Annotated in this window: 23 protein-coding genes and 2 riboswitches; of the genes, 8 read left to right on the top strand and 15 right to left on the bottom strand. The window is 71.8% G+C overall.

The window, feature by feature from the left end:
• Positions 1 to 329: 329 nt before the first annotated feature.
• Together WYO_RS06715 and WYO_RS06710 are read right to left on the bottom strand one after the other, a co-directional pair.
• On the bottom strand, positions 330 to 584 hold the full coding sequence (locus WYO_RS06715; RefSeq protein ID WP_007560541.1) for a hypothetical protein: 255 nt from the start codon (positions 582 to 584) through the stop codon (positions 330 to 332).
• A 127-nt stretch (positions 585 to 711) separates the two neighbouring features.
• The gene (locus WYO_RS06710) at positions 712 to 1,542 is read right to left on the bottom strand and encodes an RNA methyltransferase (protein WP_081496942.1); all 831 of its coding nucleotides are present in this window, start codon (positions 1,540 to 1,542) and stop codon (positions 712 to 714) included.
• 743 nt (positions 1,543 to 2,285) lie between these two features.
• On the opposite strand from WYO_RS06710, the gene WYO_RS06705 reads away from it, so the two are divergent.
• Positions 2,286 to 3,386 carry a replication protein RepA gene (locus WYO_RS06705; RefSeq protein ID WP_007560538.1) on the top strand — a complete coding sequence of 367 codons (1,101 nt, stop codon included), beginning with the start codon at positions 2,286 to 2,288 and terminating at the stop codon, positions 3,384 to 3,386.
• 137 nt (positions 3,387 to 3,523) lie between these two features.
• Positions 3,524 to 4,168 carry a hypothetical protein gene (locus tag WYO_RS06700; RefSeq protein WP_007560537.1) on the top strand — a complete coding sequence of 215 codons (645 nt, stop codon included), beginning with the start codon at positions 3,524 to 3,526 and terminating at the stop codon, positions 4,166 to 4,168.
• Between the two features lie 99 nt (positions 4,169 to 4,267).
• Here WYO_RS06700 and WYO_RS06695 read toward each other — a convergent pair whose 3' ends face one another.
• The 6 genes from WYO_RS06695 to WYO_RS06670 all read right to left on the bottom strand — a co-directional run bounded on the left by WYO_RS06695 (position 4,268) and on the right by WYO_RS06670 (position 8,189).
• Entirely contained in the window at positions 4,268 to 4,579 is a 312-nt protein-coding gene (locus WYO_RS06695) for a hypothetical protein (protein WP_007560536.1), read from the bottom strand.
• Positions 4,580 to 4,837: 258 nt separating this feature from the next.
• Complete coding sequence (locus tag WYO_RS06690) at positions 4,838 to 5,515, bottom strand: carbonic anhydrase (RefSeq protein WP_007560535.1); 678 nt, start codon at positions 5,513 to 5,515, stop codon at positions 4,838 to 4,840.
• Between the two features lie 244 nt (positions 5,516 to 5,759).
• On the bottom strand, positions 5,760 to 6,068 hold the full coding sequence (locus tag WYO_RS06685) for a hypothetical protein (RefSeq protein WP_007560534.1): 309 nt from the start codon (positions 6,066 to 6,068) through the stop codon (positions 5,760 to 5,762).
• A 414-nt stretch (positions 6,069 to 6,482) separates the two neighbouring features.
• Positions 6,483 to 7,349, bottom strand: a complete 867-nt coding sequence (locus tag WYO_RS06680; RefSeq protein ID WP_007560533.1) for an alpha/beta hydrolase — start codon at positions 7,347 to 7,349, stop codon at positions 6,483 to 6,485.
• Between the two features lie 69 nt (positions 7,350 to 7,418).
• The gene (locus WYO_RS06675; protein WP_007560532.1) at positions 7,419 to 7,853 is read right to left on the bottom strand and encodes a heme-binding protein; all 435 of its coding nucleotides are present in this window, start codon (positions 7,851 to 7,853) and stop codon (positions 7,419 to 7,421) included.
• A 36-nt stretch (positions 7,854 to 7,889) separates the two neighbouring features.
• Entirely contained in the window at positions 7,890 to 8,189 is a 300-nt protein-coding gene (locus WYO_RS06670) for a hypothetical protein (RefSeq protein WP_007560531.1), read from the bottom strand.
• Positions 8,190 to 8,349: 160 nt separating this feature from the next.
• Between WYO_RS06670 and argE the strand changes: the two genes are divergently transcribed.
• Positions 8,350 to 9,534 carry an acetylornithine deacetylase gene (gene argE, locus WYO_RS06665; RefSeq protein WP_007560530.1) on the top strand — a complete coding sequence of 395 codons (1,185 nt, stop codon included), beginning with the start codon at positions 8,350 to 8,352 and terminating at the stop codon, positions 9,532 to 9,534.
• 183 nt (positions 9,535 to 9,717) lie between these two features.
• On the opposite strand, the gene WYO_RS06660 is transcribed toward argE, so the two are convergent.
• Positions 9,718 to 10,518: a glycosyltransferase family 2 protein gene (locus WYO_RS06660; RefSeq protein ID WP_007560529.1), complete on the bottom strand. Its 801-nt coding sequence runs from the start codon at positions 10,516 to 10,518 to the stop codon at positions 9,718 to 9,720.
• Positions 10,519 to 11,002: 484 nt separating this feature from the next.
• Here WYO_RS06660 and WYO_RS06655 point away from each other — a divergent pair, with 484 nt between their 5' ends.
• Entirely contained in the window at positions 11,003 to 11,470 is a 468-nt protein-coding gene (locus tag WYO_RS06655; protein ID WP_007560528.1) for a DoxX family membrane protein, read from the top strand.
• Between the two features lie 64 nt (positions 11,471 to 11,534).
• Here WYO_RS06655 and WYO_RS06650 read toward each other — a convergent pair whose 3' ends face one another.
• From WYO_RS06650 to WYO_RS06640, 3 genes are all read right to left on the bottom strand, one after another.
• The gene (locus WYO_RS06650) at positions 11,535 to 12,140 is read right to left on the bottom strand and encodes a glutathione S-transferase (protein ID WP_007560527.1); all 606 of its coding nucleotides are present in this window, start codon (positions 12,138 to 12,140) and stop codon (positions 11,535 to 11,537) included.
• A gap of 77 nt (positions 12,141 to 12,217) precedes the next feature.
• The gene (locus tag WYO_RS06645) at positions 12,218 to 12,469 is read right to left on the bottom strand and encodes a hypothetical protein (protein WP_007560526.1); all 252 of its coding nucleotides are present in this window, start codon (positions 12,467 to 12,469) and stop codon (positions 12,218 to 12,220) included.
• A 266-nt stretch (positions 12,470 to 12,735) separates the two neighbouring features.
• Entirely contained in the window at positions 12,736 to 14,112 is a 1,377-nt protein-coding gene (locus tag WYO_RS06640; RefSeq protein ID WP_007560524.1) for an MFS transporter, read from the bottom strand.
• A gap of 327 nt (positions 14,113 to 14,439) precedes the next feature.
• On the opposite strand from WYO_RS06640, the gene WYO_RS06635 reads away from it, so the two are divergent.
• Complete coding sequence (locus tag WYO_RS06635; RefSeq protein ID WP_007560523.1) at positions 14,440 to 15,414, top strand: LysR family transcriptional regulator; 975 nt, start codon at positions 14,440 to 14,442, stop codon at positions 15,412 to 15,414.
• Here the strand turns inward: WYO_RS06635 and WYO_RS06630 are convergent.
• The 3 genes from WYO_RS06630 to WYO_RS06620 all read right to left on the bottom strand — a co-directional run bounded on the left by WYO_RS06630 (position 15,398) and on the right by WYO_RS06620 (position 18,343).
• A complete protein-coding gene (locus WYO_RS06630; RefSeq protein ID WP_007560522.1) occupies positions 15,398 to 15,811 on the bottom strand; it encodes a GFA family protein in 414 nt (137 codons plus the stop codon). The two genes, WYO_RS06635 and WYO_RS06630, sit on opposite strands and share 17 nt — an antisense overlap.
• A gap of 112 nt (positions 15,812 to 15,923) precedes the next feature.
• A complete protein-coding gene (locus tag WYO_RS06625) occupies positions 15,924 to 17,711 on the bottom strand; it encodes an ABC transporter ATP-binding protein (protein ID WP_007560521.1) in 1,788 nt (595 codons plus the stop codon).
• A 296-nt stretch (positions 17,712 to 18,007) separates the two neighbouring features.
• The gene (locus WYO_RS06620; protein WP_007560520.1) at positions 18,008 to 18,343 is read right to left on the bottom strand and encodes a hypothetical protein; all 336 of its coding nucleotides are present in this window, start codon (positions 18,341 to 18,343) and stop codon (positions 18,008 to 18,010) included.
• A gap of 145 nt (positions 18,344 to 18,488) precedes the next feature.
• Positions 18,489 to 18,591: riboswitch (glycine riboswitch) on the top strand.
• A gap of 3 nt (positions 18,592 to 18,594) precedes the next feature.
• Positions 18,595 to 18,702: riboswitch (glycine riboswitch) on the top strand.
• 67 nt (positions 18,703 to 18,769) lie between these two features.
• On the opposite strand from WYO_RS06620, the gene WYO_RS06615 reads away from it, so the two are divergent.
• From WYO_RS06615 to WYO_RS06605, 3 genes are all read left to right on the top strand, one after another.
• Positions 18,770 to 20,044 carry a D-amino acid dehydrogenase gene (locus WYO_RS06615; protein WP_007560518.1) on the top strand — a complete coding sequence of 425 codons (1,275 nt, stop codon included), beginning with the start codon at positions 18,770 to 18,772 and terminating at the stop codon, positions 20,042 to 20,044.
• A 191-nt stretch (positions 20,045 to 20,235) separates the two neighbouring features.
• On the top strand, positions 20,236 to 21,369 hold the full coding sequence (locus tag WYO_RS06610) for a pyridoxal-phosphate dependent enzyme (RefSeq protein ID WP_039902438.1): 1,134 nt from the start codon (positions 20,236 to 20,238) through the stop codon (positions 21,367 to 21,369).
• Positions 21,370 to 21,422: 53 nt separating this feature from the next.
• Entirely contained in the window at positions 21,423 to 22,544 is a 1,122-nt protein-coding gene (locus tag WYO_RS06605) for a DSD1 family PLP-dependent enzyme (RefSeq protein ID WP_007560514.1), read from the top strand.
• Positions 22,545 to 22,592 lie beyond the last annotated feature (48 nt).

Below are 22,592 nucleotides of genomic sequence, written 5' to 3'. Positions count from 1 at the left end.
GGCGGCCCGCCGGTGGCCCCGCCGAGGCGCAGGGGCTTCGGCTCGCGGCTGATCGAGCGCGGGCTGGCCGGGGCGGTCGGCGGCCGGGCCGAGCTCGATTTCGCCAACGACGGGCTCGTCTGCACGCTCACCGCACCGCTCGCCGGATTCCGGGCCGAGCCGTAGAGCCGGCACGACGGCGCCTCCAAAGGGCTCACCCCCTCGGCGGGATTCAGGGGCGGAGCCCTCGCGGCAGGACGTTACCCACTCAGAGCACCTCACAAAACTCCCGGTTCCCGGGAGCCCTCGCCTCGCACGCGACTGTGCGGCGGGAGTTTTGTGAGAGGCTCTCAGTCGGGGATCGCGAGGCCGATCGACAGGCACAGGGCGCCGACCGCGGTCAGGGCCACGGCCGCCTGGCGGATCTGATGCCAGCGGGCGGTGCGGGCGCGCTCCTCCGGGCTCGCGCCCAGCCGCAGCTCGTCGTCGAACCCCTTCACGAAGGACTCGAAGCTCGGGAACGCCCGCCGGGCGAGCCACAGCCACACGCCGACCGCGATCAGGCTGAAAGCCCCACCGCCGTAAGTTAAAGCATCGTCCAGCATCCGGCGCACGCCTCGCAGCCCACGCCCCCCTCAATGCGGTCTTCTACGGCAGAGGACTGGAATTGCCTAGGTCGCGGCACGGATTCGGCGCGGGTCTTTTTGTTTCCGGTCCGTATCCGGCCGCCCTTCAGGCCGGCGGCCGGCCCAGGGCGTAGAGCGTGATCGCGGCGGCGTTCGAGACGTTGAGGCTGCGGATCGCCCCCGAGAACGGGATCCGGGCCAGGATGTCGCAGCAGATCCGGGTCCGCTCGCGCAGGCCCTTGCCCTCCGCCCCGAGGACGATCACCAGCGGCCGGGCGATGGTGAGCGTGTCGAGGCTCGCGGGGGCATCGGAATCGAGGCCGATCCGCGTGTAGCCGCGCTCGCCCAACTCGATCAGCGCCTCGGCCAGGTTGCGGACGGTGACGAAGGGCACGTGCTCCAGCCCGCCGGAGGCGGATTTCGCCAGGACCCCGGTGGCACCCGGCGCGTGCCGCACCGTGGTGACGATGCCGGCGACCCCGAAAGCCGCGGCCGTGCGGACGATCGCCCCGACATTGTGCGGGTCGGTGATCTGGTCCAGCGCCAGCAGCAGGGCGTCGGCCGGCAGGTCGTCCAGGCCCGGGGCGGACAGGGGCTCGGCCTCGAGATACAGGCCTTGGTGGACCGCGTCCGGCCCGAGCAGGCGCCCGATCTCGCTCGGCCGCACCAGCTCGGGGGTGATGCGTAGGGCGTCGCCGAATTCCTCGGTCAGCCGGGCCGCCGCGTTCTCGGTGGCGAGCAGCCGGTGCAGGCCGCGCTCCGCATTGCCGAGCGCCTGCACCACCGGGTGCCAGCCGTAGAGCACCGCGGCGCCCTCCGGCGCGCCGGATTCGGGCCGCGGCCCGGACCCGCCGGGACGCCCCCCAGGCCGGAAGCCGGGTCGGAACCCGGACCGGGGCGGGCCGCCCGGGCGGCCATCATTGCGGCGGCCGGTCATCGGAACGCGATCGGGGAGGGGAACATCGGCACGGCCTTTCCAGACTGGGTCGGTCCGAGAAACCGGGCGGCACAGCCCACGTCAACCCGAGGCCGTCCGAAACATCGTCGCCGGGCTGACCGGGCACCGGATTCCCTGACGGACGCCTCACCCCCGCACCCCGGTCTGTGGATGGATCGGGTATATTCCCTTCAAACCATGTGCATGTCGACGGAACCGAATGTGTTCGTCAGAACGAACGAGCGCCGCGTTAAGTAGGAAGATTATCTAGAAGGAATCTTTCAGAGAGTCAGTTCGGAAGACTATATGCAGTGGCCAATTCCTCATCTGCGCCATGGGTTTAGGCCTGGTTTTCGTATCCGACTCTGCGTGGATGCGCATGCGACTCTGCGCGCCGGCGTATCGGAGTCTGCGCGGATCCGGCCGGTCGGTGCATGGGATTCTGCGCGGTCGCGTATCCGATTCGGCGCGGATTCGGGGTCGGGGCGGTGGAATGCGGGGACAGAATGCCGGGACCCGGGCGTATCGAACTCTGCGTGGGCCCAGGGCCCGGATCCGCGCGTATGCAACTCTGCGCGGCTGCCGCTCGGGAGATCCTCGCGAGAGACCCCGGGGAAGCGTGGATTGCCGGGACAAGCCGGATCGGACCGGAGCCCCGGCGGGCGAATCGTGGCATGGCAGGATCGGGCCGCCTCTCCGCCTGTTGGAGGGGCGTTTCCGCGTGCGGCTCGGGCTGAGGGGCGATGGGCATCGAGGAAAAGATTGCCGCAATCCACGACGCGGATCTGCGGGCCGAGATCGAGGCGGCGCGCGGCGGCTTCCTGTTCGCCCAGATCGTCGAGCACGTGCTGCACCGCCAGCGCGCGCGCGATGCCGAGGCCGCCGTTCTCGGGGAGCAGGAGCTCCGCCGCGCCCAGCTGTCGCGCGACCAGCGCCGCCGCGACGCGGTGCGCCTCGTCATCGAGAGCGAGCCGGCGCTGCCCTCGAGCCTGCAGCACATCCACTCGGTGCTGGCGCTCTGCGGCCTGCCCTATCGCGATCCCGGGCCGGTGCGGGAATTCTCCCGCACCTACGGGCGCAACTCGCTGAGCCTGATGGCCGGGCGGATCAAGGATCCGGAGACCGGCGCCTTCGAGCCCCAGGGGCTGCCCTACGGGCCGAAGGCCCGGCTGGTGCTGCTGCACCTCTGCACCGAGGCGGTGCGCCAGCGCAGCCCCACCGTGAAGGTCGCCGAGACGCTCTCGGGCTTCATGCGCGAGATGGGGTTCGCGGTGACCGGCGGCGAGCGCGGCACCATCCGGCAGTTCAAGGAACAGCTGAACCGGCTGGCCGCCTGCACCATGCAGATCGGCCTCTGGGACGGGCGCGACAGCGCCACCACCCTCAACGTCCCGCCGTTCCGCAGCCTGGAATTGTGGCGTCCGCGCGCCGGCGAGGGCGAGGAGGAGGCGGGCCGGACGGTCCGGTTCGACCCGGAATTCTACGAGACGCTGATCAAGCACGCCCTGCCGGTCGACGTGCGGGCGGCGCGGGCCTTCTCCGGCTCGGCGCGCAAGCTCGACCTGCTGTTCTGGACCGGCTACCGGCTGCGGGCCCTGCAACGGCCGCTGCGGCTGACCTGGGGCAACCTGCACGCACAGTTCGGCGCCGAGAACGCCTCGATCCGCAGCTTCCGGCAGGCCTTCAAGGCCGATCTGGCGCATCTGCGCGAGGTGTTCCCGCGCCTGCCGATCGTGCTCGACGATGGCGGCCTGACCCTGCACCCGGCCGATCCGAGCGCTCTGCTGGTGCCGCCGCGTCCGGCCTCCACGAAGGGAATGAAAGCGCGCCGGCAGGGAATTTGAGGGAACGGAGCGAATTCCCTTTCAGAAGCGGTCTATTCCCTCGTGTGGCTGACTGCCGACGCAACGGAACGAAGAAGAGCTATTCCCTAGCTGTTCGGAACAGGCTATATGTTCCGTCCTGCTGAAGGGAACGCGACATGGGCCTGTCGGACGAGGAGATCGAGGCGCGGCTCGCCGCGTTGCGGCGGCAGCGTGAGGCGCTCGACCGCGAGATCGCCGATCTCGTGCTCTACCGGGAACTCGGCCGGCGGCTGAAGGGGGCGGGGAGCGGGTCGGCCGTCCTCGATCGGGACGAAGGCCGCGACGCGGGCCGCGCCGCCCGTCCGGCGCCGGAACCGCGGCCTGCCGCAGCCCGGGGCATCCCCGTCGAGACCAGCCCGCCGCCCGGCGCCCGGCCGAGTCCGGCCGCGCCCGAGGCCTGGGACATCCCAGCCCAGGAGACCCGACCCGTTCCACCGCACGAGGAGCCGGCCGGGATCCCGCCGGCGATCGCCTTCACGGAGGATGCGGCGGCCGCGCGCCGCTACGGCCGGGCGCTGGTGGAGGCGGCCTGCGGGGCGATTGTGGAGGCCGGCCGGCCGTTGCACGCGGCCGAGATCCTGGAGATCCTCCTGGCCCGCGGCTTCAGCCTGCCGGGGCGCGATCCGGTGGCGGCGCTCAACACCCGGCTGTGGAAGCGGGCCGGATCCGGCGGACCCCTGCGCCGCGTCGCCGAGGCCACCTACGCCCTGGCCGGAGAGGCTGATCCCCCATTCGAGCGGGACCCGGATCCGGAGGCTTGAGAACGAGGCTGGGCGCGCGGCGACGCGATCTCGCTTGCGGCGTCCCCGAGGGCACGGGCCCGCTGCCGCAAACCGCCGTCCCGGGCGTCGGCAGGCGCTTCAGTTGATCAGGCAGAAGCCCGCCCCGGTGCCGACGCGTCTCTCCTGCGCGCACCAGGGCTTGGGGACCGGCCTGAGCGCCTCCCTGGGCAGGTCCGCCGGGCTCTTCAGGGACGCGGTGGTCTGCGCGGCCTCGGGCTCCGGGTGACGGAGGGCGAGGCTGTCGAGGGGGATGCGGGGCGCGGGGTCCGGGCGCTGCGCCTCCGGCCCCGGGATCGCCGCCACCGGTTGGACGCTCTCGGTCCGGTCCTGCGCCGCGGCGATTCCGGCCAGGGCCAGGCAGGCAACCGGGGCCGCGAGGAACCTGAACATCGACGAAGCTCCCTGCCGAAGACGCATGTCCGCCGGATCCCGGGCCGCGGGTCGACCGGACCGGGCGAGTGTGGCGGCGGCGTCTTAAAAGGGCGCGAAGATTCAAGCTTAACCGGATGCGAAGATCTTGGGTCGATGAGGCTATACGGGCGGACAAAGTTTTCGGCCCGGGTGGTGATCAATCGTCGGCGCTGGGACATCCGGCCCGGGCGGGCCGTGCCCGCGTCTCGCCGGGCCGGCCGCGGCGCGGGTGGGCGCTCACGCCGCGCGCATCCGGTCCCCCGGCAGGGGCGACTGGGCCACGGGCATGTCCACCTCGGCGATCGGCCGGAACCGCCCGGTCGTGCCGTCATAGGCCAGGAGCGCGCCGGACTCGATCTCGAAGAACCAGCCGTGCAGGCGCAGGGCGCCCCTGGCCAGGCCGGCGGCGACGCTCGGATGGGTGCGCAGGTTGGCGAGCTGGACCACCACGTTCTCCAGGGCGAGGGCCCGGTGGCGCTCCTGCGGATCCATCCCCTCGGGATAGGCCTCGCAGACGATCCGCTCGGCGGCCTCGGCGTGGCGCAGCCAGGCCGCGACGCTGGGCATCTTCTTCAGGAGGTCCGGCTTCATCAGGCCGCTCATGGCGCCGCAATCGGAATGGCCGCAGATCACGATGTCGCGCACCCCCAGCGCCACCACGGCGTACTCGATCGCCGAGGAGACGCCGCCGACCACGTCGGAGGCCGGGGGCACGATGTTGCCGGCGTTGCGGCAGACGAACAGGTCGCCCGGGCCCGCCTGGGTGATGTGCTCGGGCGCGACCCGGGAATCGGCGCAGGCGATGATCAGCGCGCTCGGGTGCTGACCGTCGCGCACCAGCTGCTGGTACATCTGGCGCTGGCCTGGGAAGACGCTGCCCTGGAAGCTGGCGATGCCCTGGATGATGCTGTTCACGGATATGGCCTTCGGCGGCGAGAGATCGGGCTGTGAGAGAGGGGCGAACAGGGGCCGGCACGGGGGGGAGCCCGGGCGCCGCGCCGTCTCGGCGTGGCGGTGCGGGCCCCTCCGGCGATGCGGGCCTTCGGATGGGACCGCCCGACCAGGGGGCTCGGGCACCATCCCGACAGGGGGGCTCTACGGATCCGGCGCCGCGCCCCGGATATCGGATGCGAAACGCGGCGCCGGGTCTTACGCGGGGTCAGCGCCGGGTGCGGCGCTCGACATGCCCGGAAGCCCAGTGCGGATCGATCACGCTGCGGCGCGCGACCGTGGCGTGGCCCCGGTCATGCAGCATCGGGGCACCGAGCAGCTGGCCGCTGCCCACGCGCTGCGAATGCAGGGAGCGCGGATCGTGGGAGGGATCGCTGACATAGGAGCTCATGTGGCCGCCGCCGGCGGCCTGCCGGCTGCCGCCGCCACCCTCGCCGGCCTGGGCCGCCATCGGCAGGGCGAGGGCACCGGCCAGGAGGCCGAGGGTCAGGATGCGCTGGGTTGTGGTGCGCGTCATGTGAAGCTCTCCGCCTGTGTTCGTCATGCTGGCTCGGGACACCGCGTCCTGTGCCGATGAACCCAACATAGCTTCGGACGATCCAAGTAGATGTGCGGATAAGCACAGTAGATCGATGTAAAATTTAATCCGATTTGCTGATCGACTTGGTGCGTGACCGCACGCGGCAACCCGAGGCCTGTCGAACCGGCGGATTAACCGGCCCCGATCCGGTTCGCGCTGCAGGATCGCAGCCGGAGCGCGGCCGTCCGGTCCGGGGCCGGGGAGGGGCGGGGATGAAGGCGACCGGCTCCGGACGGGACCCGTCCAGGCCGGGCCCGTGCGCGATCTCACCCCTCCGCAGGGGCTTCCTCAGGGGCGGCGTGTCCGGCGAAACGGCGGTCCGTGCTGCCGCGCGGACGTCGGCGCGGGCGCTCAGCCGCCGAGCAGCGCATGCGCCGCCCGCACCAGGATCCCGTCCGGCCGACGCAGCTCGCCGAGCACGGAGAAATGCTCGGCCCCGGGGACCGGCAGCAGGGGACCCGGCGCATGGGCCGCCGCCCGCAGGGCGTGCAGGTTGCGGGCATCGTGGATCAGGGCCGGCAGCTCGCGGCTGCCATAGGCGAGGCAGAGCGGCTTGCCCACCACCGGCAGGCGCAGCGGCGACAGGGTCTCGACCTCCGCCTCCGTGAGGCCGAGCTTGTCGTCCAGGGTAGTCTCACGGATCGGCGCGAGATCGTAGACGCCCGAGATCGCGAGCCCCGCGGCGATCGCCGGGTGGCCGAGCTGCAGCGCGGTCAGCAGCCCGCCCGCCGACCAGCCGGCCAGGACCAGGGGGCCGCCGATCCCGTGCGCGGGTCCCTGGGCGCCGATCCAGTCGAGCGCCGCGCCGATCTCGGCTGCGATCCGGGTCAGGCTCGCCTCCGGGGCGAGGGTGTAGCCGACCAGCGCCACCGACCAGCCGGCGGCGTTCGGCCCCTCGGCGAAGCAGGCGAACAGCTCGCGGGCGCCGCGCTGCCAGTAGCCGCCATGGAGGAAGATCAGGCCGGGCGCCGAGGCGTCGCGGGCCGGGTAGAGGTCGAGGGCGTTGCGGGGGCCCGGGCCGTACGGGATGTCGAGGCCGGCCGGATGCCGGGCCCGGTAGGCGGCCGAGGCGGCGTCGCGGGCGGCCACCTGGGAGGCGCTGTCGGCCACCGCGCGGGTGTTGTCGTAGCAGGCGCTGCGCGCGTCCCGGTCGAGCTCGGCCCAGCGGCGGCGCGGATCGGCCGGGGTCGGATCGTCCAGGCGGAAATCGAGAACCATCGTGGGTTGCCTCCCGGCCTCCCGCCACACCATGACAGGCCGCCGGATCCGGGTCGAGCCGCCCGGTTCTCAGGCCGCGGGGTCGGGATCCTGCGCGCCGATCGCCCGCAGGCCGGCGCGGGCCACCGCCACGTCCTGGTCGCTGGCGCCGGAGCCGACCCCGATGCCCCCCAGGCAGGCGCCGTCGATCACGATCGGCAGGCCGCCCGGGAGGTTGGTCAGGTGGCCGCCGGAGGCGAGGGCGACCGTCACGGCGAGATCGGCCGGGAGCCGGCCGGTGGCGGCGCCGTTCGAGGCGGCGGTGACCGCCTTGGCGAGCGCGCTCTCGCGCGACAGCAGCTTGGCGCCGTCCATGCGCAGGAAGGCGAGCAGGTTGCCGTCGGCATCGACCACGGCGACGTTCTCCGGCACCCCGATCGCCTCCGCGTGGGCGATGGCCGCCTGGAGGACGGTCAGGGCCGCGGCATGGGTGAGCCGGGCGGCGGGGCGGGTGGGGGCAGGCATCGCAATCCTCGGAGGCGGAGGCGGGCGGGGGAGGGGTCAGAATCCGGGCCGGGCCCCCGGGATCGTGCCGCCATAGCCCCATCCTGTGAAGGGCGGGGCCGCGACCCGCTCCCGCGTCGCCGGGGGAAGGTTGCCCGTGGGGGGCCGGGGCCTCTGCCACGACCGCCAGCCCCGGAGCCGGTCGCGCTCGGCCATGCGGGCCAGCGTCGCCTCCATGTCCGGTGCTGCGCGGTACTGCGGTTCCCGCGGGCGCGGGCGGGCCTCGGCCGGAGCGGGCGTCAGCAGCAGCGCCGCCGGCAGGAGGGCCGCGAGGATCGGGGCGGACGCGGGGCGCATGGTTCGGGCTCGGCTGTGCGGGCTCTCCGGCGCCTACGCGGCTCCGCGCCGCCGGTTCCGGGGGCGTTTCCCGGGGCAGGGCGGTGTTCGCCGGTCCGGAACTTGCGAAAACCCCGTAGGATGCGGGACGCCCTCCCCCCGAGACGATGCGAGCCGCCCGATGCCGATCGCCGCCGAAAACCCCGCCGCGCAGGATCCGGTCGCGCTGCTCGAGACCCTGGTGGCCTTCGACACCGTGAGCGCCCGCTCGAACCTGCCGCTGATCGACTGGGCGGAAGGCTACTGCCGCGCTCACGGCGCCGCGGTCGCGCGGGTGCCCGACGCCACCGGCACGAAGGCGGCCCTGCTCGTCAGCGTCGGCCCGTTCGAGACGCAAGCCGGCTACGTCCTCTCCGGGCACAGCGACGTGGTGCCGGCCGAGGGCCAGCCCTGGTCGTCGGACCCGTTCGTGCTGCGGGAGGAGGCGGGCCGGCTCTACGGGCGCGGCACCTCGGACATGAAGGGGTTCCTCGCCGTCTGCCTGGCGCTGCTCCCGGAGATGGCGGCGGCGGAGCTCGCCACCCCGCTCCACATCGCGATCTCGTACGACGAGGAGGTCGGCTGCCTCGGGGTGCGGCCGCTGATCGCCCAAATGCTGGAGCGGGGGCCGCGCCCGCTCGGCTGCTTCGTCGGCGAGCCCACCGGGATGGGCGTGGTGGTCGGGCACAAGGGCAAGTCGGCTTCCCGCCTCACCTTCCGGGGCAAGGCTAGCCATTCGGCCCTCGCGCCCGCGGGCGTCAACGCGGTGGAATACGCCGCCCGCTTCATCGAGCATGTCCGGCTGTCCGCGGAGGCGATCGCCCGGGACGGGGCCCGCGACCCGCTCTACGACGTGCCCCACACCACCGGCCTGTCGAGCGTGGTCCGGGGCGGCTCGGCGCTCAACATCGTGCCGGATACCTGCAGCGTCGAGTTCGAGTACCGGGCGATCGGCGCCGACGATGCCGGGGCGCTGGCGGCGGCGGCGATCGCCTACGCCACCGACACCCTGGCGCCGCTGATGCGGAAAACGGACCCGGGCTGCGGCGTCGAGGTCGAGCCCCTGATCGACTATCCCGGCCTCGACACCGACCCCGAGGCGGCGATCGTGACGCTGGCCAAGCGGCTGGCCGGGCGGAACGCGCACGGGAAGGTTTCGTACGGGACGGAGGGCGGGCTGTTCGAGCGGCTGGGCGGCGTGCCGGCGGTGGTGATCGGTCCGGGCTCGATCACCCGGGCCCACAAGGCCGACGAATACGTGACCCGGGACGAACTCGCCGCCTGCGCGGATTTCGTCCGGCGGCTGATCCGGGCGTGCCGGGGCTGACGGCGCAGCGAAGCCTTCCCCGCGAGGAGCCTTCGAAGGCCGCGGCTCTCGCATCGCAGATTGAGGTTTTCTGCGAAGAATGCCCGGACGTCGCGGCCAGCACTCTCTCGCGGGGGCGTCACATGGAGGGGTGAGAGGCCGGACCGATCGCAACGGGATCGAGTCCGGCAGAGCGCTGCAGCCTCACCACGGGATCCGACCGAAGCGGTCGACGAGCCATTGGTATTCCGCGTTGCTCTCCGTCTTGGCCGTCCCGCCCCCGCCGACATGCGAGGTCCCGGATCCCGGATGCACGAGACGGTACACGAGCGGCAGGACGAAGCCGTGGCGCACGAGGTGGATGTTCGGGCCGCCGAAACGTAGGACGTTCGCCAGCCAGGGACGGACCTGGAAGGCGTCGTCCATGGTCCACGGTGCCGTTGCCTCGACCAGATGGGCGCGACGCAGGCCGGTTTCGGCCAGGCGACCGAGCCACTCATTGTCGTAGTGCCACTTCGAGGCCGGATTGATCGCGCCGACCTTCTCGAACGTGCTGCGGCGCATGAGCCAACCGGACGGCGCCGGGAAATCGTTGATCCGGACGGGCTCGTCGGCCTCGTTCACCTCGAGTTGAGTCGAGGAGACGAAATCGAACCCCTCGAGGGCCCGGATGGCGACGGCGAGATATTGCGGCAGCCACCGGTCGTCGTCCTCGAGGAAGCCGACAAGGTCCCAGCTGGCATCCACGGCCCGGATTGCCGCATTCAATGCGGGGACCTGGGCCTTGCAGTCGCTCCGCACGAACGTGATTTGCGGATGGTCAGCGAGCCGATCTGGGATCACGGTATCCGCATCGATTCCGACGAAGAAATGGATCGTGAGCTGTTTATCGATGAGCTCTTGAGCCGCTGCGCTCGCAACGGCATGCTCCAGAAAATAGAGATCGGATTTGCCGACCAGCGTCGAGCGTTTAAGTCGTGACGGCGTAATGATGGCAATTTTCATTCTTGTTTCTCTGAAAATCTATCGAGAAATTCATGACGACGCTGCACGTCGGCTGTGAATATCTTCGCGGCGCTGTGGCATGGCGACATTCTATCGCGCTGGATAAATCGAAGCAGTTTGTGTTTCGGGCTGTCAAGTTATTCCAGGCGGTCACGATCGAAATAACGTCGGAGAATATAAAATCTGTTCGATTCTTGTACGATAGATGAACGCCTACAAATTTCGGAAATAATAGTATTTTACGCTGGGATATCGATCATTGTGTTGGCTGAAATCGATGGCCCTGCTGTTGTTCAGAAGTCACCAACGACGCAAGATACAGGATCAGCCGCTCGACCAGATCCGCACGGCCCAGTCCGGCCAGGGCCTGGCGCACCGTATGCCCGAAGATCCGTGGTCGGCCCGCGACGGGAAACCTTTGCGCCGCTCGCGGTTTGGAGGAACGGCGGGCCGTGGAGCCGGCTCGGGAATCGTCGAAAAGCGCATGGCCAGCCTCAGCGTCGCGATCGCGTTCGGCGTCCGCCTGCTCCTGGTGCTGCTGTTCCTGCCGTTCAGCGCCCTGGACAAGATCCTCAACTTCAAGGGCGCGGTCGGCCAGGCCCGGCAGGCGGTGCACGCCACCGGGCCGGCGACCCTGCTGATCCTGATCGGGCTCGGGGTCGAGATCGGGATGTCGCTGTGCATCCTGACCGGCTTCGCCGACCGGGCGGCGGCCTTCGTGCTCGCCGGCTATTGCGGCGTCACGGCGCTGCTGTGGAAGCCATTCTGGGCGCCCGGCGATTTCTGGGCGGGCGGCAAGGGCCGCGAGCTGTTCTGGGATTTCCTGAAGAATTTTGCGCTGGCCGGAGGCTTCTTGCTGATCACCTTCGGGACCGGCGCCGGGACGGTCGAAAACTTCTTCGCCGACCCGCTCGCCTCGTCCCAGCCCTACGCGGTCCAGGCCAAGCCGTAAAATCCGGGATTCCAAAGGGCCCCCGGCCCTTGGGCGGGGTTTTGGGGCGCGCAGCCCCGAGGTCTCATCCCTTCGGCACGGTGGCGACCATCGAGGGCCGGCCCTCGAACACCGCGTACCAGGCGGCGGTGGCGGGGCGCCCTTCGCGCCAGGCGAGGTCGGGGAAGCGCAGGTCAAGGTAGCCGAGCGCGCAGGCGATCGCCACCGAGCCGATATCGAGCGCCGGCATGTCCGCGACCAGGGCCTCGAACCGGTCGAGCGCCGCCCTGATCTTGCCGACCTGCCCGGCCTCCCAGGACGCCCAGCGCTGCGCCTCCGGGCGCAGGACCCGCTCGTAGCGGGTGAGCAGCGCGGCATCGAGCAGGCCGTCGGCGAGCGCCTGCCGGACCAGGGCGTCCCAGCGGGCCGCGCCCTCGGGGAACAGGCGCGGTCCGGCCGAGAGCCCGTCGAGATACTCGCAGATCACCCGGCTGTCGTAGAGCGCGGTGCCGTCCTCCAGGACCAGGGCCGGGATCTTGCCGAGCGGATTGTGGGCGGCGACCTCCGGGGAGGGGCCGGTCGGGGAGGCCCCGGCGACCGTGACGGCGATCCTGTCGATCAGCCCGGTCTCGTGGGCCAGCACCAGCACCTTGCGGGCATACGGGGAGGCGGGGGAGTAGAGGAGCTTCATCGGTCCGTCCCGGTTCGTGGCGACGCCTGGTCGAGGCGCTCGGACCTTGCACTCCTGCCGGCCGGAATCCAGCCCCGTTAGAGCTTCCGGGACATCCCGGAGCCGGCATGCACCACCCGTCCCCGCACCCGGCTCCGGCGCTTGGACTGCCGGCGCGCCCGCCAGGCGAGGATCCCGGTGGCGACCCGGTCCAGGAGGAGCAGGGACAGGCTGCCGATGATCGCCAGCACGCAGACGGCGCCGATCAGGACGCCCCAGATCCCGGGGGCCGGGATGATCATCAAGCACAGGAGGCCGAACACCGCCGCCCCGGGGATCCATCTCGCCATCGTGCTGCCTGTCTCCGATAAGGGTGTCATCGCGGGGGGAACCCTGGGAGGAAGGCCTTAATATCTGTGTTTGCGGCTATTATACTGACCCTATTGCCTGAAAATATGGTTTATGTTTGGTTTTGTCGATCGATTACAGGTCTCGGCCTTGTCCCAGCGGGTTTCGGCGCAGCGGACGCCGCGGGCCAGGTTCGCGCGCCGGCGGCGGCCCTGCCGGCTTCGGGTTCGCCCACGGCGCCCCGGATGGCGGGGCGGAGGGGCGAACCTCAGGGCTGCAGAACCGCCCGCCGGCCCCGGCCGAGCCAGACGGTGACGAGCAGCGCCCCGACCGTCACGGCCACCAGAAACCCCATGCCGGCATGGTAGCCGGCGGCCGGGCCGGCGGGCTCGGCCGCGCGGTAGACGGCGCTCGCCAGGGCCAGGCCGAGGGCCCCGCCGAGATTGTGCAGGGTCCACGACACGCCCATGGCGACCCCGCCCGCGGCCTCGCCGACGGCGCCGATCGCCGCCACGGTCGAGGGGCCGAGGACGCAGCCCCAGCCCAGGCCCATCAGGGCGAAGCCGGCGAGGAGCAGGGGCAGGGGGGTCTCGGCGGTGAAGAGCGTCTGCACGGCGGCGGAGCCGGCCAGCAGGGCCAGCCCGGCGCGCAGCAGCGGGCGGGGGCCGCCGCGGTCGACGAGGCGTCCGACCACCGGGGAGGACAGCGCCACCAGGGCGGTGGTCGGCAGGAGCGCCAAGCCGACCTGGACGGGCGCGATCCGCCGGATGTCGCTGAGATAGAGCGGCATCATGAAGAATGCCGCGCAGTAGAAGAAGGCCAGCGCGACGGTGGCGATGGCGGCCTCCCGGAAGAGGCCGTTGGCGAAGAGGTCGAGGCGGATCAACGGGGCGGACGCCCGCGCTTCGACCTGCAGGAAGGCCGCCAGCAGCACCGCGCCGCCCAGGATGGATCCCGTGGTACCCGGCGCCGTCCAGCCGGCATCGGGGATCCTGCTGATCCCGAACAGGAGCAGCAGCATCCCGGGAACCAGCAGGGCCAGCCCCGGCCAGTCGATGCCGCCGGGGGCGGGATCGCGGGATTCGCGCACGCTCAGGCCGCACAGCAGGCCGGACAGGGCGAGGAACGGCAGGTTGATCAGGAACACCCCGCGCCAGCCCCACAGCGCCACCAGGATGCCGCCCGCCACCGGCCCCAGCGCCAGCCCGAGGCCGTTTCCGGCGAACAGGAGGCCGATCGCCCGGCCCCGCTCCGCCTCCGGGAAGGCCTCGGCCACAATGGCGGCCGAAGCCGTGTACAGGACGGCCGCGCCCAGGCCCTGGACGAACCGGAAGGCGACCAACTGGCCGACCGTGCCGGCGAGGCCCGCCCCCAGCGAAGCGAGGGCGAACAGGACGAGCCCGCCCTGGAGCATCCGGCGCCGGCCGTAGAGGTCGGCCAGCCGGCCGCCCACCACCATGAAGGCCGACAGGGCCATCACGAAGATCGTCACGATCCACTGCGTCTCGCCGACCGTGGCCGCCAGCGCCCGCTGGATGTCCGGGATGGCGGTGTTGACGATGGTGAAGTCGAGGCAGCCGACGAAGCTGGCGATCGCGACGCCGAGCAGGGCGATCCAGCGCGATACGGGGGCGGGAGAGGACATGGTTTCCTCGCGTGGGATGTGGAACGGAGGTCTGAGGCGCGCCCGCTCCTGCCGGCCGCGCCGGGGTGGCGGATGAGGGCTCCGGCCGATCGACGGGCCTTTCCCTCCCCTCCGGGGCCCGCGGATTCACCCGTCGGCACCCGGAAAAGCCGCGGGCTCGCTTTCCCGCATGGGGAGGGGGTGCGTCGCGGCCTGCGCACGCGGATGTGTGGGCATCGGGACCCGCACGGGGCGTGGCCCGGGGCCGAGGCCCGTATAGCGTTGAAGGACATGCGCCCGGGGCGATATCTCATCCCCGGATTGGCGAATTCAGTTCGGAAATCACCGGTGACCATCGCGAGCGAGCGGCTTCAGGGGATCCGGGCCTTCCTGCAGACCGCGGAGGCCGGCAGCTTCACCGGGGCGGCGCGGCAGCTGGGCCAGTCCAAGTCGACCATCGCCAAGGCGGTGGGGCGTCTCGAGGCGCGCCTGCGCACCCGGCTGTTCCTGCGCACGACCCGCAGCCTGTCGCTGACCGACGAGGGGCGGCTCTTTCGCGACAGCTGCCTGCGGGCGCTCGCCGAGCTGGAGCGGGCCGAGGCCGGGCTCGAGGCCCGGCTGGCCGACCGGGCCGCCGATCCGGTCGGCCGGCTGCGCATCGCCATGCCGGTCCTGTTCGGGCGCGACTGCGTGATGCCGATCCTGCTGGCGCTGATGGAGCGGCACCGGGGGCTGGAGCTGGAGGCTTTGTTCTCCAACCGGCCGACCCATCTCATCGATGACCGGATCGACCTGGCGGTCCGGATCGGGGCGCTGCCCGACACGCTCGGGCTCACGGCCCGGCGGTGCGGCACGCAGCGCTCGGTCACCTGCGCGGCGCCGGCCTATCTCGACCGGCGGGGCATGCCGGAGGATCTCGACGCCCTGGCGGCCCATGACTGCATCGGAATCCTGCGCGACCGCCGGGTCGAGCCCTGGCGCTTCGCGGTCGGGGGCCGGCTCATGCAGGTTCCGCTCCGCGCCCGGATCCGGGTCGGCCATGTCGAGGCGGCGCTGCTGGCGGCCCGGGCCGGGCTCGGCCTCGCGCAGGTTCCGCTGTGGCTGGCGCAGCCGCTCCTGGGGGAGGGGCATTTGGAGGAGGGGCATCCGGGGCAGGGGCATCCGGGGCAGGCGCGTCTGCGGCCGGTCCTGGCGGCGCGCGAACCGCCCGGCCTGCCGATCCACCTGGTCTGGCCGACGGACAGCCTGATGACCGCCCGCCTCCGGGTGGCGATCGACGCCCTCGCGGCCGGGCTCCCGGCGCTTCCTAATCGGCCGGGATGAACCGCAGCGTGCCGGCCCGGCGGGTCGGCCGGCCGGTATCGTTGGTGTGGTTGACCCCGTCCATGACCGGCACCGCGGCGAAGTCGAACGGGCTGACCCCGTCCAGGCACGCCACGTTCACGGCGTAGAGGGCCTGGTTCGAGCGCCGCTGATGGTGGGTGTAGATCCCGCAGCGGGCGCAGAAGAAATGCTCCGCCGTGCCGGTGTGGAACCGGTAGCGGGTCAGCGCCTCCGCGCCCTCCAGGATCTCGACCCCGCCCGCCTCCGCCATGGCGACCACGGCGCCGCGCATCCGGCAATAGGAGCAGGTGCAGCGGCGGATCGATGCGAAGCCGTCGCCGAGCCGCGCCCGGAAGCGCACCGCGCCGCAATGGCACTGGCCGGTATGGAGGGTCATGATGCCGGGTCCCGTCCGGAAACCCGACGGGGGTAGACCCGGGATCCCAACCGGACAATCCCTGAAACGCTCACGCGGCGCGTGAGGAAAACGCACGCGCCGCGCGCGGCCCTCACGCGCTCTCCGCCAGGACGGATTGGCGCTCGAACAGGGCCCGGTAGGCCCCGCCCGGGCGGCGCATCAGGGCGGCGTGGGGGCCGTCCTCGACGATGCGTCCGCGGTCGAACACGAGGATCCGGTCCAGCGCCTGCACGGTCGAGAGCCGGTGGGCGATCACGATCGCGGTGCGCCCGTGCATCAGCCGCGCCATCGCCTCCTGGACCAGGGCCTCGGATTCCGAGTCGAGGCTCGAGGTCGCCTCGTCCAGGATCAGGATCGGCGCGTCCGCCAGGAAGGCGCGGGCCAGCGCCACCCGCTGGCGCTCGCCGCCCGAGAGCTTGACGCCGCGCTCGCCCACCAGCGTGGCGTAGCCCTTGGGCAGCCGCGCGATGAAATCGTGCGCGTTGGCGAGCCGGGCCGCCCGCTCGATGTCCTGCGCCGAGGCGCCGGGCCGGGCATAGGCGATGTTCTCGGCCAGCGACCGGTGGAACAGCACCGGCTCCTGGGGCACGATCGCGACCTGCGCCCGCAGGCTGGCCTGGGTCGCCGCCGCCACGTCCTGCCCGTCGATGGTCACCCGACCGCCCGAGACGTCGTAGAGCCGCTGGATCAGCTTGACGAAGGTGGTCTTGCCCGAGCCCGAGCGGCCGACCAGCCCGACCCGCTGGCCCGCCGGGATCGTCACCGACAGCCCGTCGTAGAGCGGGTTTCCGTGGGCGCCGTAATGGAAGCGCACATCCGCGAAGCGGATCGTGCCGCCCGCGACCGCGAGCGGGACCGCGCCCGGCCGGTCAGGGACGCCGACGGGCTCGGCCGCCAGCGCGACCAGCTCCTCCATCTCGTTGATCGCCCGCTGCAGGTGGTTGATGTGGCCGCCGACCTCGCGCAGGTAGCCGTGCACCACGAAGGTGGTGGTGAGCACGTAGGCGACGTCGCCCGGGCTCGCCTCCCCGCGCCACCACAGCCAGAGGGCGGTGGCGACGATGGCGGTGCGCAGCGCCAGCAGCAGCCCGAGCTGGCCGGTGCCGCTCCAGGTGATGATCATCCAGGTGCGGTGCGTGCGCCGCTGCCACTTGGCCAGGAGCCGGCCGAGGCGCGCCTCCTCCCGGCCCTCGGCGCCGAAGGCCTTGACCACGGCGTTGTTGCCGATCGCGTCGCTCAGGGCGCCGCCGAGCCGCGTGTCGAGGGCGTTCGAGAGCGCGGCCGCCGGCGCGATGACCCGGGTCGCCAGGAGGGCGGTGGCGCCGACATAGGCGGCGGCCCCGAGCGCCACCACCGCGCCGAGGGCCGGCCAATGCAGGCCGAGCACGAGGGCGGTGCCCAGGAGCACCACCAGGGCGGGCAGCAGCGCCAGCAGCAGCGTGTCGTTGAGCCCGTCGAGGGCCCACATGCCGCGGGAGATCTTCCGGACGGTGGAGCCCGAGAAGGTGTTGGCGTGCCACTCGGTGGAGAAGCGCTGGACCCGGGCGAAGCCGTCCCGGGCCATGTCGCTCATGGTGTGGAGGGTGAGCGGCACCACGAGGCTCCAGGCGACGTGGCGCAGCAGCGCGGTGGCGAGGCCGAGCGCCGTCATCGCCAGGAAGGCGGGCAGGGCGGCCGCCAGGGCCGCCTGGCGCTCGGGCCCGGTGAGCGCGTCGACCAGCCGGCCCGCGTAGAGCGGCAGCATCACCTCCGCGAAGGTGGCCAGCGTGATCGCGCCGGACAGGCCGGCGACCAGGGGCCAGCGCTTGCGCCAGCCGCGGACGACGAAGGCGAGGACGCGGCGGACCGCGCCCGCCCGCCGGGGGGAGGACAGAGACATGCCTATGCCCGACGCGCAGGCGTCGGCTCCGAGAGGCGCGGGCCCGGCATCGGATGCGACGCGGGCCGGCGAGGTCAGACGGGAGGAGGGCTCAGGGGCGCCGGGGCCGTGGGGCCGGGCGCGGCGGGAAGGCGGCTAGCCGATCCAGGCGGCGACGCCGGCGATTCCTGCGGGGAGGACGGCAACGACAGTTATCATGCAGCCCCTCCCTCGATCGAGCGCGACGGGGACGAGGCTAGGGGAACCGAAACCGATTCGCAACGCCGGATCCCGCTCCGGCGGCCGCGCATCCGCCCCTAGCCCATGACCTCCAGGCTGCGGGCCGCGCTGACGAGATGGTAGAACCGGCCGTCGAACATCTGCATCACCGTCTCGGTGGCGGCGTGGGATTCCGGGCGGATCGAGGAGGCCAGGCAGGCGTCGAGCGCCGCCTGATCGGGAAAATCCATCTCCAGGATCATGGCGATCGGCCGGGCGTCGGCATCCTTGGAGACGAGGCGCTGCACCCGCACCGCGGTCACTCCCGGGAAGCGCCGCCAGAACGGCTCCAGCTCGTCCCGGACCCGGCGGAAGAACTCCTCGTCCCGGCCGTCGCGCACCGTGCCCTCGTAGATCGCGGTCCTGGTCAGCATCGGGGCGTCTCCTCGGCCTCGACCGGTCAACCGGCCAGCGCCGGGATCGCTCCCGGCGGGTGACAGGGCGGCCGCGCTGTCGGCCGGGACGGGGCGCCCGGCCTTCACCCGGTCGGCCGAATCGGGGTATCCCGTCTCAGCCCATCACGACGATGCGGGAGAGACCGGGATCCACCCGCCAGAGGGGGCCCGGCGCCGACGGAGCAACCGCCCCGGAAACTCTCAGGCACCGGAACCGTGTCGTCAGGGCGATCTGGAGAGCGGTGCAGCGGATTTCTCCGTGGGCACCCGCCGAAGGGGACGTCCGTGCCAGCCTCGCCAGGGCCGGCCGGATCAAGCTCTCAGGCACCGGGACAGATGGGGCGCGCAACCGGCCAACCCGCAAGGGGCGGCCTTCCCGCGTCCGCACGTCCCGGAGTACCCATCATGACCCACATCGCCATCATCGGCGCCGGCATCACCGGCGTGACCACCGCCTATGCGCTCGCCCGGCGCGGCTACAGCGTCACCGTCGTCGACCGGCAGCGCTACGCCGCCATGGAGACCTCCTTCGCCAATGGCGGCCAGCTCTCGGCCTGCAACGCCGAGGTCTGGAACAAGCTCTCCACCGTGCTCCACGGCATCCAGTGGATGATGCGCCGCGACGCGCCGCTCCTGATGAATCCCACCCCGTCCTGGCACAAGCTGTCCTGGATGGCGGAGTTCATGCGCGAGATCGCCCATTACCGGCAGAACACCGTGGAGACCGTGCGGCTGGCGCTCAAGGCGCGCACCGCCCTGTTCGCCATGGCGGAGGCCGAGGGGATCGATTTCGACCTTAAGACCCGCGGCATCCTGCATTTCTACCGGGACCGGGCGAGCTTCGAGAAGGCGCACGCCGTCAACGCCCTGCTGCAGGAGGGCGGGCTCGAGCGCTACGCCGTGACCCCGGAGGAGATCCGGGCGATCGAGCCGACGCTGGCCGGCACCTATGCGGGCGGCTACTTCACCCCGTCGGACGCTACCGGCGACATCCACAAATTCACCCGCGGCCTCGCCGCCGCCTGCGCCCGCAAGGGCGTCCGCTTCGTCCACGACGCCAACGTCGAGACGATCGCCGCCGGGGAGGGGGGCTACGCCATCGGCTGGCGTCAAGCAGGCCATCTTGCCGACCGGCCGGCCGCCGACGCGCAGGTGCTGCGGGCCGACGCGGTGGTGATCTGCGCGGGCTGCGCCAGCCGGCGCTTCGCCGCGATGCTCGGAGACCGGGTCAACGTCTACCCGGTGAAGGGCTACTCGATCACCGTCAACCTGCTGACCCCGCAGGCGCAGAAGGCGGCCCCGGAGGTCAGCATCCTCGACGAGGCGGCCAAGATCGTCACCAGCCGGCTCGGCGACGAGCGCCTGCGGGTCGCCGGCACCGCCGAGTTCAACGGCTTCAACCGCGACATCCGCCACGACCGGGTGCAGCCGCTGATCGACTGGACCCGGGAGCAGTTCCCGCTGGTCGACACCGACCGGGTCGTGGCCTGGAGCGGCCTGCGCCCGATGCTGCCGAACATGCTGCCCAAGGTCGGCCGCGGCCGCCGGAAGGGCGTGTTCTACAACACCGGCCACGGCCATCTCGGCTGGACCCTCTCAGGCGCCACCGCCGAGCTCGTCGCCGAGGCGGTGGCCGCCGAGCACGCGCCGGAGGCCGTGGGCCTGGATCTGGCGGCCTGATGCGGCTTGGATAGTCCGGGGTTCCCAAAGGGCCAGCCCTTTGGCGGGTGATCAGAGCGGAGCCCTGATGTGGCAAGAGAGCCCCGCTCCGCATCCGCACAGGATCCCGGACGTCCCACGGCCGACGTGCCAGGTCGGATTATTATGTATACACTACCCGAGCTGCCCCGGATTCCCGAGCCGTGATGCGCATGCCCCCAGCCTATATCGACCCCGCCACCGGCGCCTCCTACCCGATCGAGATCCCGCGCTGGCGGGGTGATTCGGGTGGCCCGCTGATGATCTCGCCGCTGCCCGGGATCGACCGGGGACAGATCGATACCGGGCAGCGCTCGCTCTGGCGCTACGCGGCGGCGCTGCCGGTGGCGGTCACGGATCCGGTCTCGCTGGGGGAGGGCTGCACGCCGCTGGTGCGCCGGCCCTGGCGGGGGCGCCAGGCCCATTTCAAGCTCGAATGGTTCGCCCCCTCTGGCAGCTTCAAGGATCGCGGCGCCTCCGTGATGCTGTCGATCCTGCGCCAGCAGGGCATCGACGCGGTGCTGGAGGATTCGTCCGGCAACGGCGGCGCCGCCGTGGCGACCTACGCGGCCGCCGCCGGGATGCGGGCCAAGATCCTGGTCCCGGCCTCGACCTCGCCGGCCAAGACCGTGCAGATGCGCGCCGCCGGCGCCGAGGTCGAGCTGATCCCCGGCACCCGCCAGGACACCGCGGACGCGGCCGTGCGGCAGGCCGAGGAGATCTTCTATGCCAGCCACAACTGGCAGGCGCATTTCCTCCAGGGCACCAAGACGCTCGCCTACGAGCTGTGGGAGGATCTGGGCTTCTCCGCCCCCGACGCGGTGATCATCCCGTGCGGGGCGGGCAGCAACATCCTGGGCTGTGATATCGGCTTCTCGGAGCTGCTGCGCCGGGGGGCGATCGCCCGGCTGCCGCGCCTCTACGCGGTGCAGCCGGCCCATTGCGCGCCCCTGCATGCCGGCTTCGAGGCGGAGGCCGAGGATTATGTGCCGGTCACCCCGCGCCCGACCCTCGCTGAGGGCGCGTCCATCGCCCAGCCGGTGCGCGGCCGGGCGGTGCTGGCGGCGCTCCGCCGCTCCGGGGGCGGCACCGTGGCGGTCTCGGAGGCCGCGATCGAGGCGGCGCTGATGGAGCTCGCCCGCTCCGGCCTCTACGTCGAGCCGACCTGCGCCATGGCCGCGGCGGCGCTGACCGACCTGACCGCCAGCGGCGCGATCCGCCCCGACGAGACCGTCGCGGTGGTGCTCACCGGCACCGGCATCAAGGCGACGCCGCGCATCGCCGAGCTTTTGGGTCTCGCCCCGTGACCTGAACTTCCGCGACCGCGAACCAAGAAGACGCCCCGACAGGAGGAAAACCCATGCGCAACAACATTCCCGCCCGCGTCGGCATGCCGGTCGAGGAGATCGACACCCCCTGCCTGATGGTCGATCTCGACGCGTTCGAGCGCAATGTCGACAAGCTCGGCCGCTTCATGAAGGAGAACGGCCTGCGCCACCGGGCCCATGCCAAGACGCACAAATCCTCCGACATCGCGACCGTGCAGATCGAGCGGGGCGGGGCCTGCGGCGTCTGCTGCCAGAAGGTCAGCGAGGCCGAGGCCCTGGTCAGCGCCGGCATCCGCGACGTGCTCGTGTCGAACCAGGTCGTGGCGCCCCAGAAGATCGAGCGCCTGGCCGCGCTCGCCACCCGGGCGCGGGTTCTGGTCTGCGTCGACGACCTCGGCAATGTCGATGACCTCTCAGCGGCGGCGGTGAAGTACGGCGTCACCCTCGAGGCCCTGGTGGAGATCGATGTCGGCGCCGGCCGCTGCGGCGTCGCCCCGGGCGAGCCGGCCGTGGCGATCGCCAAGCGGATCGCGGCGGCGCCGGGGCTCACATTTGCCGGGCTGCAGGCCTATCAGGGCCGGGCGCAGCACGTGCGCGACTACGCCGAGCGCAAGGCGCTGATCCAGACGGCAATCGACGACACGAAGCGCACCGTCGACCTGCTGAAGGCCGAAGGGCTCGATTGCGCCATCGTGGCGGGCGCCGGCACCGGCAGCTTCGCCCTGGAGGGCGGCAGCGGCGTCTACAACGAGCTGCAATGCGGCTCCTACGTGTTCATGGACGCCGACTACCAGCGGGTGAAGGATGCGAGCGGTCAGCCGATCGGCGATTTCGAGAACAGCCTGTTCATCGTCACGTCGATCATGAGCAAGGCCAAGGCCGATGTCGCGATCTGCGACGCCGGCCTGAAGGCTCAGAGCATCGACAGCGGCCTGCCCCTGGTGTTCGGCCGGAGCGATGTCGAATACGTCAAGTGCTCGGACGAGCACGGGGTGATCAGCGATCCCGGCAACGTGCTCAAGCTCAACGACCGCCTGAAGCTGATCCCGGGCCATTGCGACCCGACCGTCAACGTCTACGACTGGTATGTCGCCGTGCGGAACGGCCGGGTCGAGGCGGTCTGGCCGGTCACCGCCCGCGGCATGACGTTGTGATGGGGTCTGTACCGTCATGGGTTCCCAAAGGGCGAGCCCTTTGGCGGG

Origin of the sequence: Methylobacterium sp. GXF4 (assembly GCF_000272495.1) — a bacterium.
In the GTDB taxonomy this organism is placed as follows: domain Bacteria; phylum Pseudomonadota; class Alphaproteobacteria; order Rhizobiales; family Beijerinckiaceae; genus Methylobacterium; species Methylobacterium brachiatum.
This window is presented reverse-complemented; position numbering and strand designations above follow the sequence as displayed.

What these genes read in the sequence shown, in the direction of transcription:
- WYO_RS06675 (WP_007560532.1), bottom strand. Translation starts at nt 7,853, where the DNA reads ATGCCTGCCCCCACCCGCCCCGCCGCCCGGCTCACCCATGCCGCGGCC.
- WYO_RS06610 (WP_039902438.1), top strand. Translation starts at nt 20,236, where the DNA reads ATGCCCCCAGCCTATATCGACCCCGCCACCGGCGCCTCCTACCCGATC.
- WYO_RS06630 (WP_007560522.1), bottom strand. Translation starts at nt 15,811, where the DNA reads ATGACCCTCCATACCGGCCAGTGCCATTGCGGCGCGGTGCGCTTCCGG.
- WYO_RS06655 (WP_007560528.1), top strand. Translation starts at nt 11,003, where the DNA reads ATGGCCAGCCTCAGCGTCGCGATCGCGTTCGGCGTCCGCCTGCTCCTG.
- WYO_RS06660 (WP_007560529.1), bottom strand. Translation starts at nt 10,518, where the DNA reads ATGAAAATTGCCATCATTACGCCGTCACGACTTAAACGCTCGACGCTG.
- WYO_RS06685 (WP_007560534.1), bottom strand. Translation starts at nt 6,068, where the DNA reads ATGACGCGCACCACAACCCAGCGCATCCTGACCCTCGGCCTCCTGGCC.
- WYO_RS06650 (WP_007560527.1), bottom strand. Translation starts at nt 12,140, where the DNA reads ATGAAGCTCCTCTACTCCCCCGCCTCCCCGTATGCCCGCAAGGTGCTG.
- WYO_RS06625 (WP_007560521.1), bottom strand. Translation starts at nt 17,711, where the DNA reads ATGTCTCTGTCCTCCCCCCGGCGGGCGGGCGCGGTCCGCCGCGTCCTC.
- WYO_RS06645 (WP_007560526.1), bottom strand. Translation starts at nt 12,469, where the DNA reads ATGGCGAGATGGATCCCCGGGGCGGCGGTGTTCGGCCTCCTGTGCTTG.
- WYO_RS06640 (WP_007560524.1), bottom strand. Translation starts at nt 14,112, where the DNA reads ATGTCCTCTCCCGCCCCCGTATCGCGCTGGATCGCCCTGCTCGGCGTC.
- WYO_RS06680 (WP_007560533.1), bottom strand. Translation starts at nt 7,349, where the DNA reads ATGGTTCTCGATTTCCGCCTGGACGATCCGACCCCGGCCGATCCGCGC.
- WYO_RS06715 (WP_007560541.1), bottom strand. Translation starts at nt 584, where the DNA reads ATGCTGGACGATGCTTTAACTTACGGCGGTGGGGCTTTCAGCCTGATC.
- WYO_RS06605 (WP_007560514.1), top strand. Translation starts at nt 21,423, where the DNA reads ATGCGCAACAACATTCCCGCCCGCGTCGGCATGCCGGTCGAGGAGATC.
- WYO_RS06670 (WP_007560531.1), bottom strand. Translation starts at nt 8,189, where the DNA reads ATGCGCCCCGCGTCCGCCCCGATCCTCGCGGCCCTCCTGCCGGCGGCG.
- WYO_RS06615 (WP_007560518.1), top strand. Translation starts at nt 18,770, where the DNA reads ATGACCCACATCGCCATCATCGGCGCCGGCATCACCGGCGTGACCACC.
- WYO_RS06700 (WP_007560537.1), top strand. Translation starts at nt 3,524, where the DNA reads ATGGGCCTGTCGGACGAGGAGATCGAGGCGCGGCTCGCCGCGTTGCGG.
- WYO_RS06710 (WP_081496942.1), bottom strand. Translation starts at nt 1,542, where the DNA reads ATGACCGGCCGCCGCAATGATGGCCGCCCGGGCGGCCCGCCCCGGTCC.
- WYO_RS06620 (WP_007560520.1), bottom strand. Translation starts at nt 18,343, where the DNA reads ATGCTGACCAGGACCGCGATCTACGAGGGCACGGTGCGCGACGGCCGG.
- WYO_RS06705 (WP_007560538.1), top strand. Translation starts at nt 2,286, where the DNA reads ATGGGCATCGAGGAAAAGATTGCCGCAATCCACGACGCGGATCTGCGG.
- WYO_RS06695 (WP_007560536.1), bottom strand. Translation starts at nt 4,579, where the DNA reads ATGTTCAGGTTCCTCGCGGCCCCGGTTGCCTGCCTGGCCCTGGCCGGA.
- argE (WP_007560530.1), top strand. Translation starts at nt 8,350, where the DNA reads ATGCCGATCGCCGCCGAAAACCCCGCCGCGCAGGATCCGGTCGCGCTG.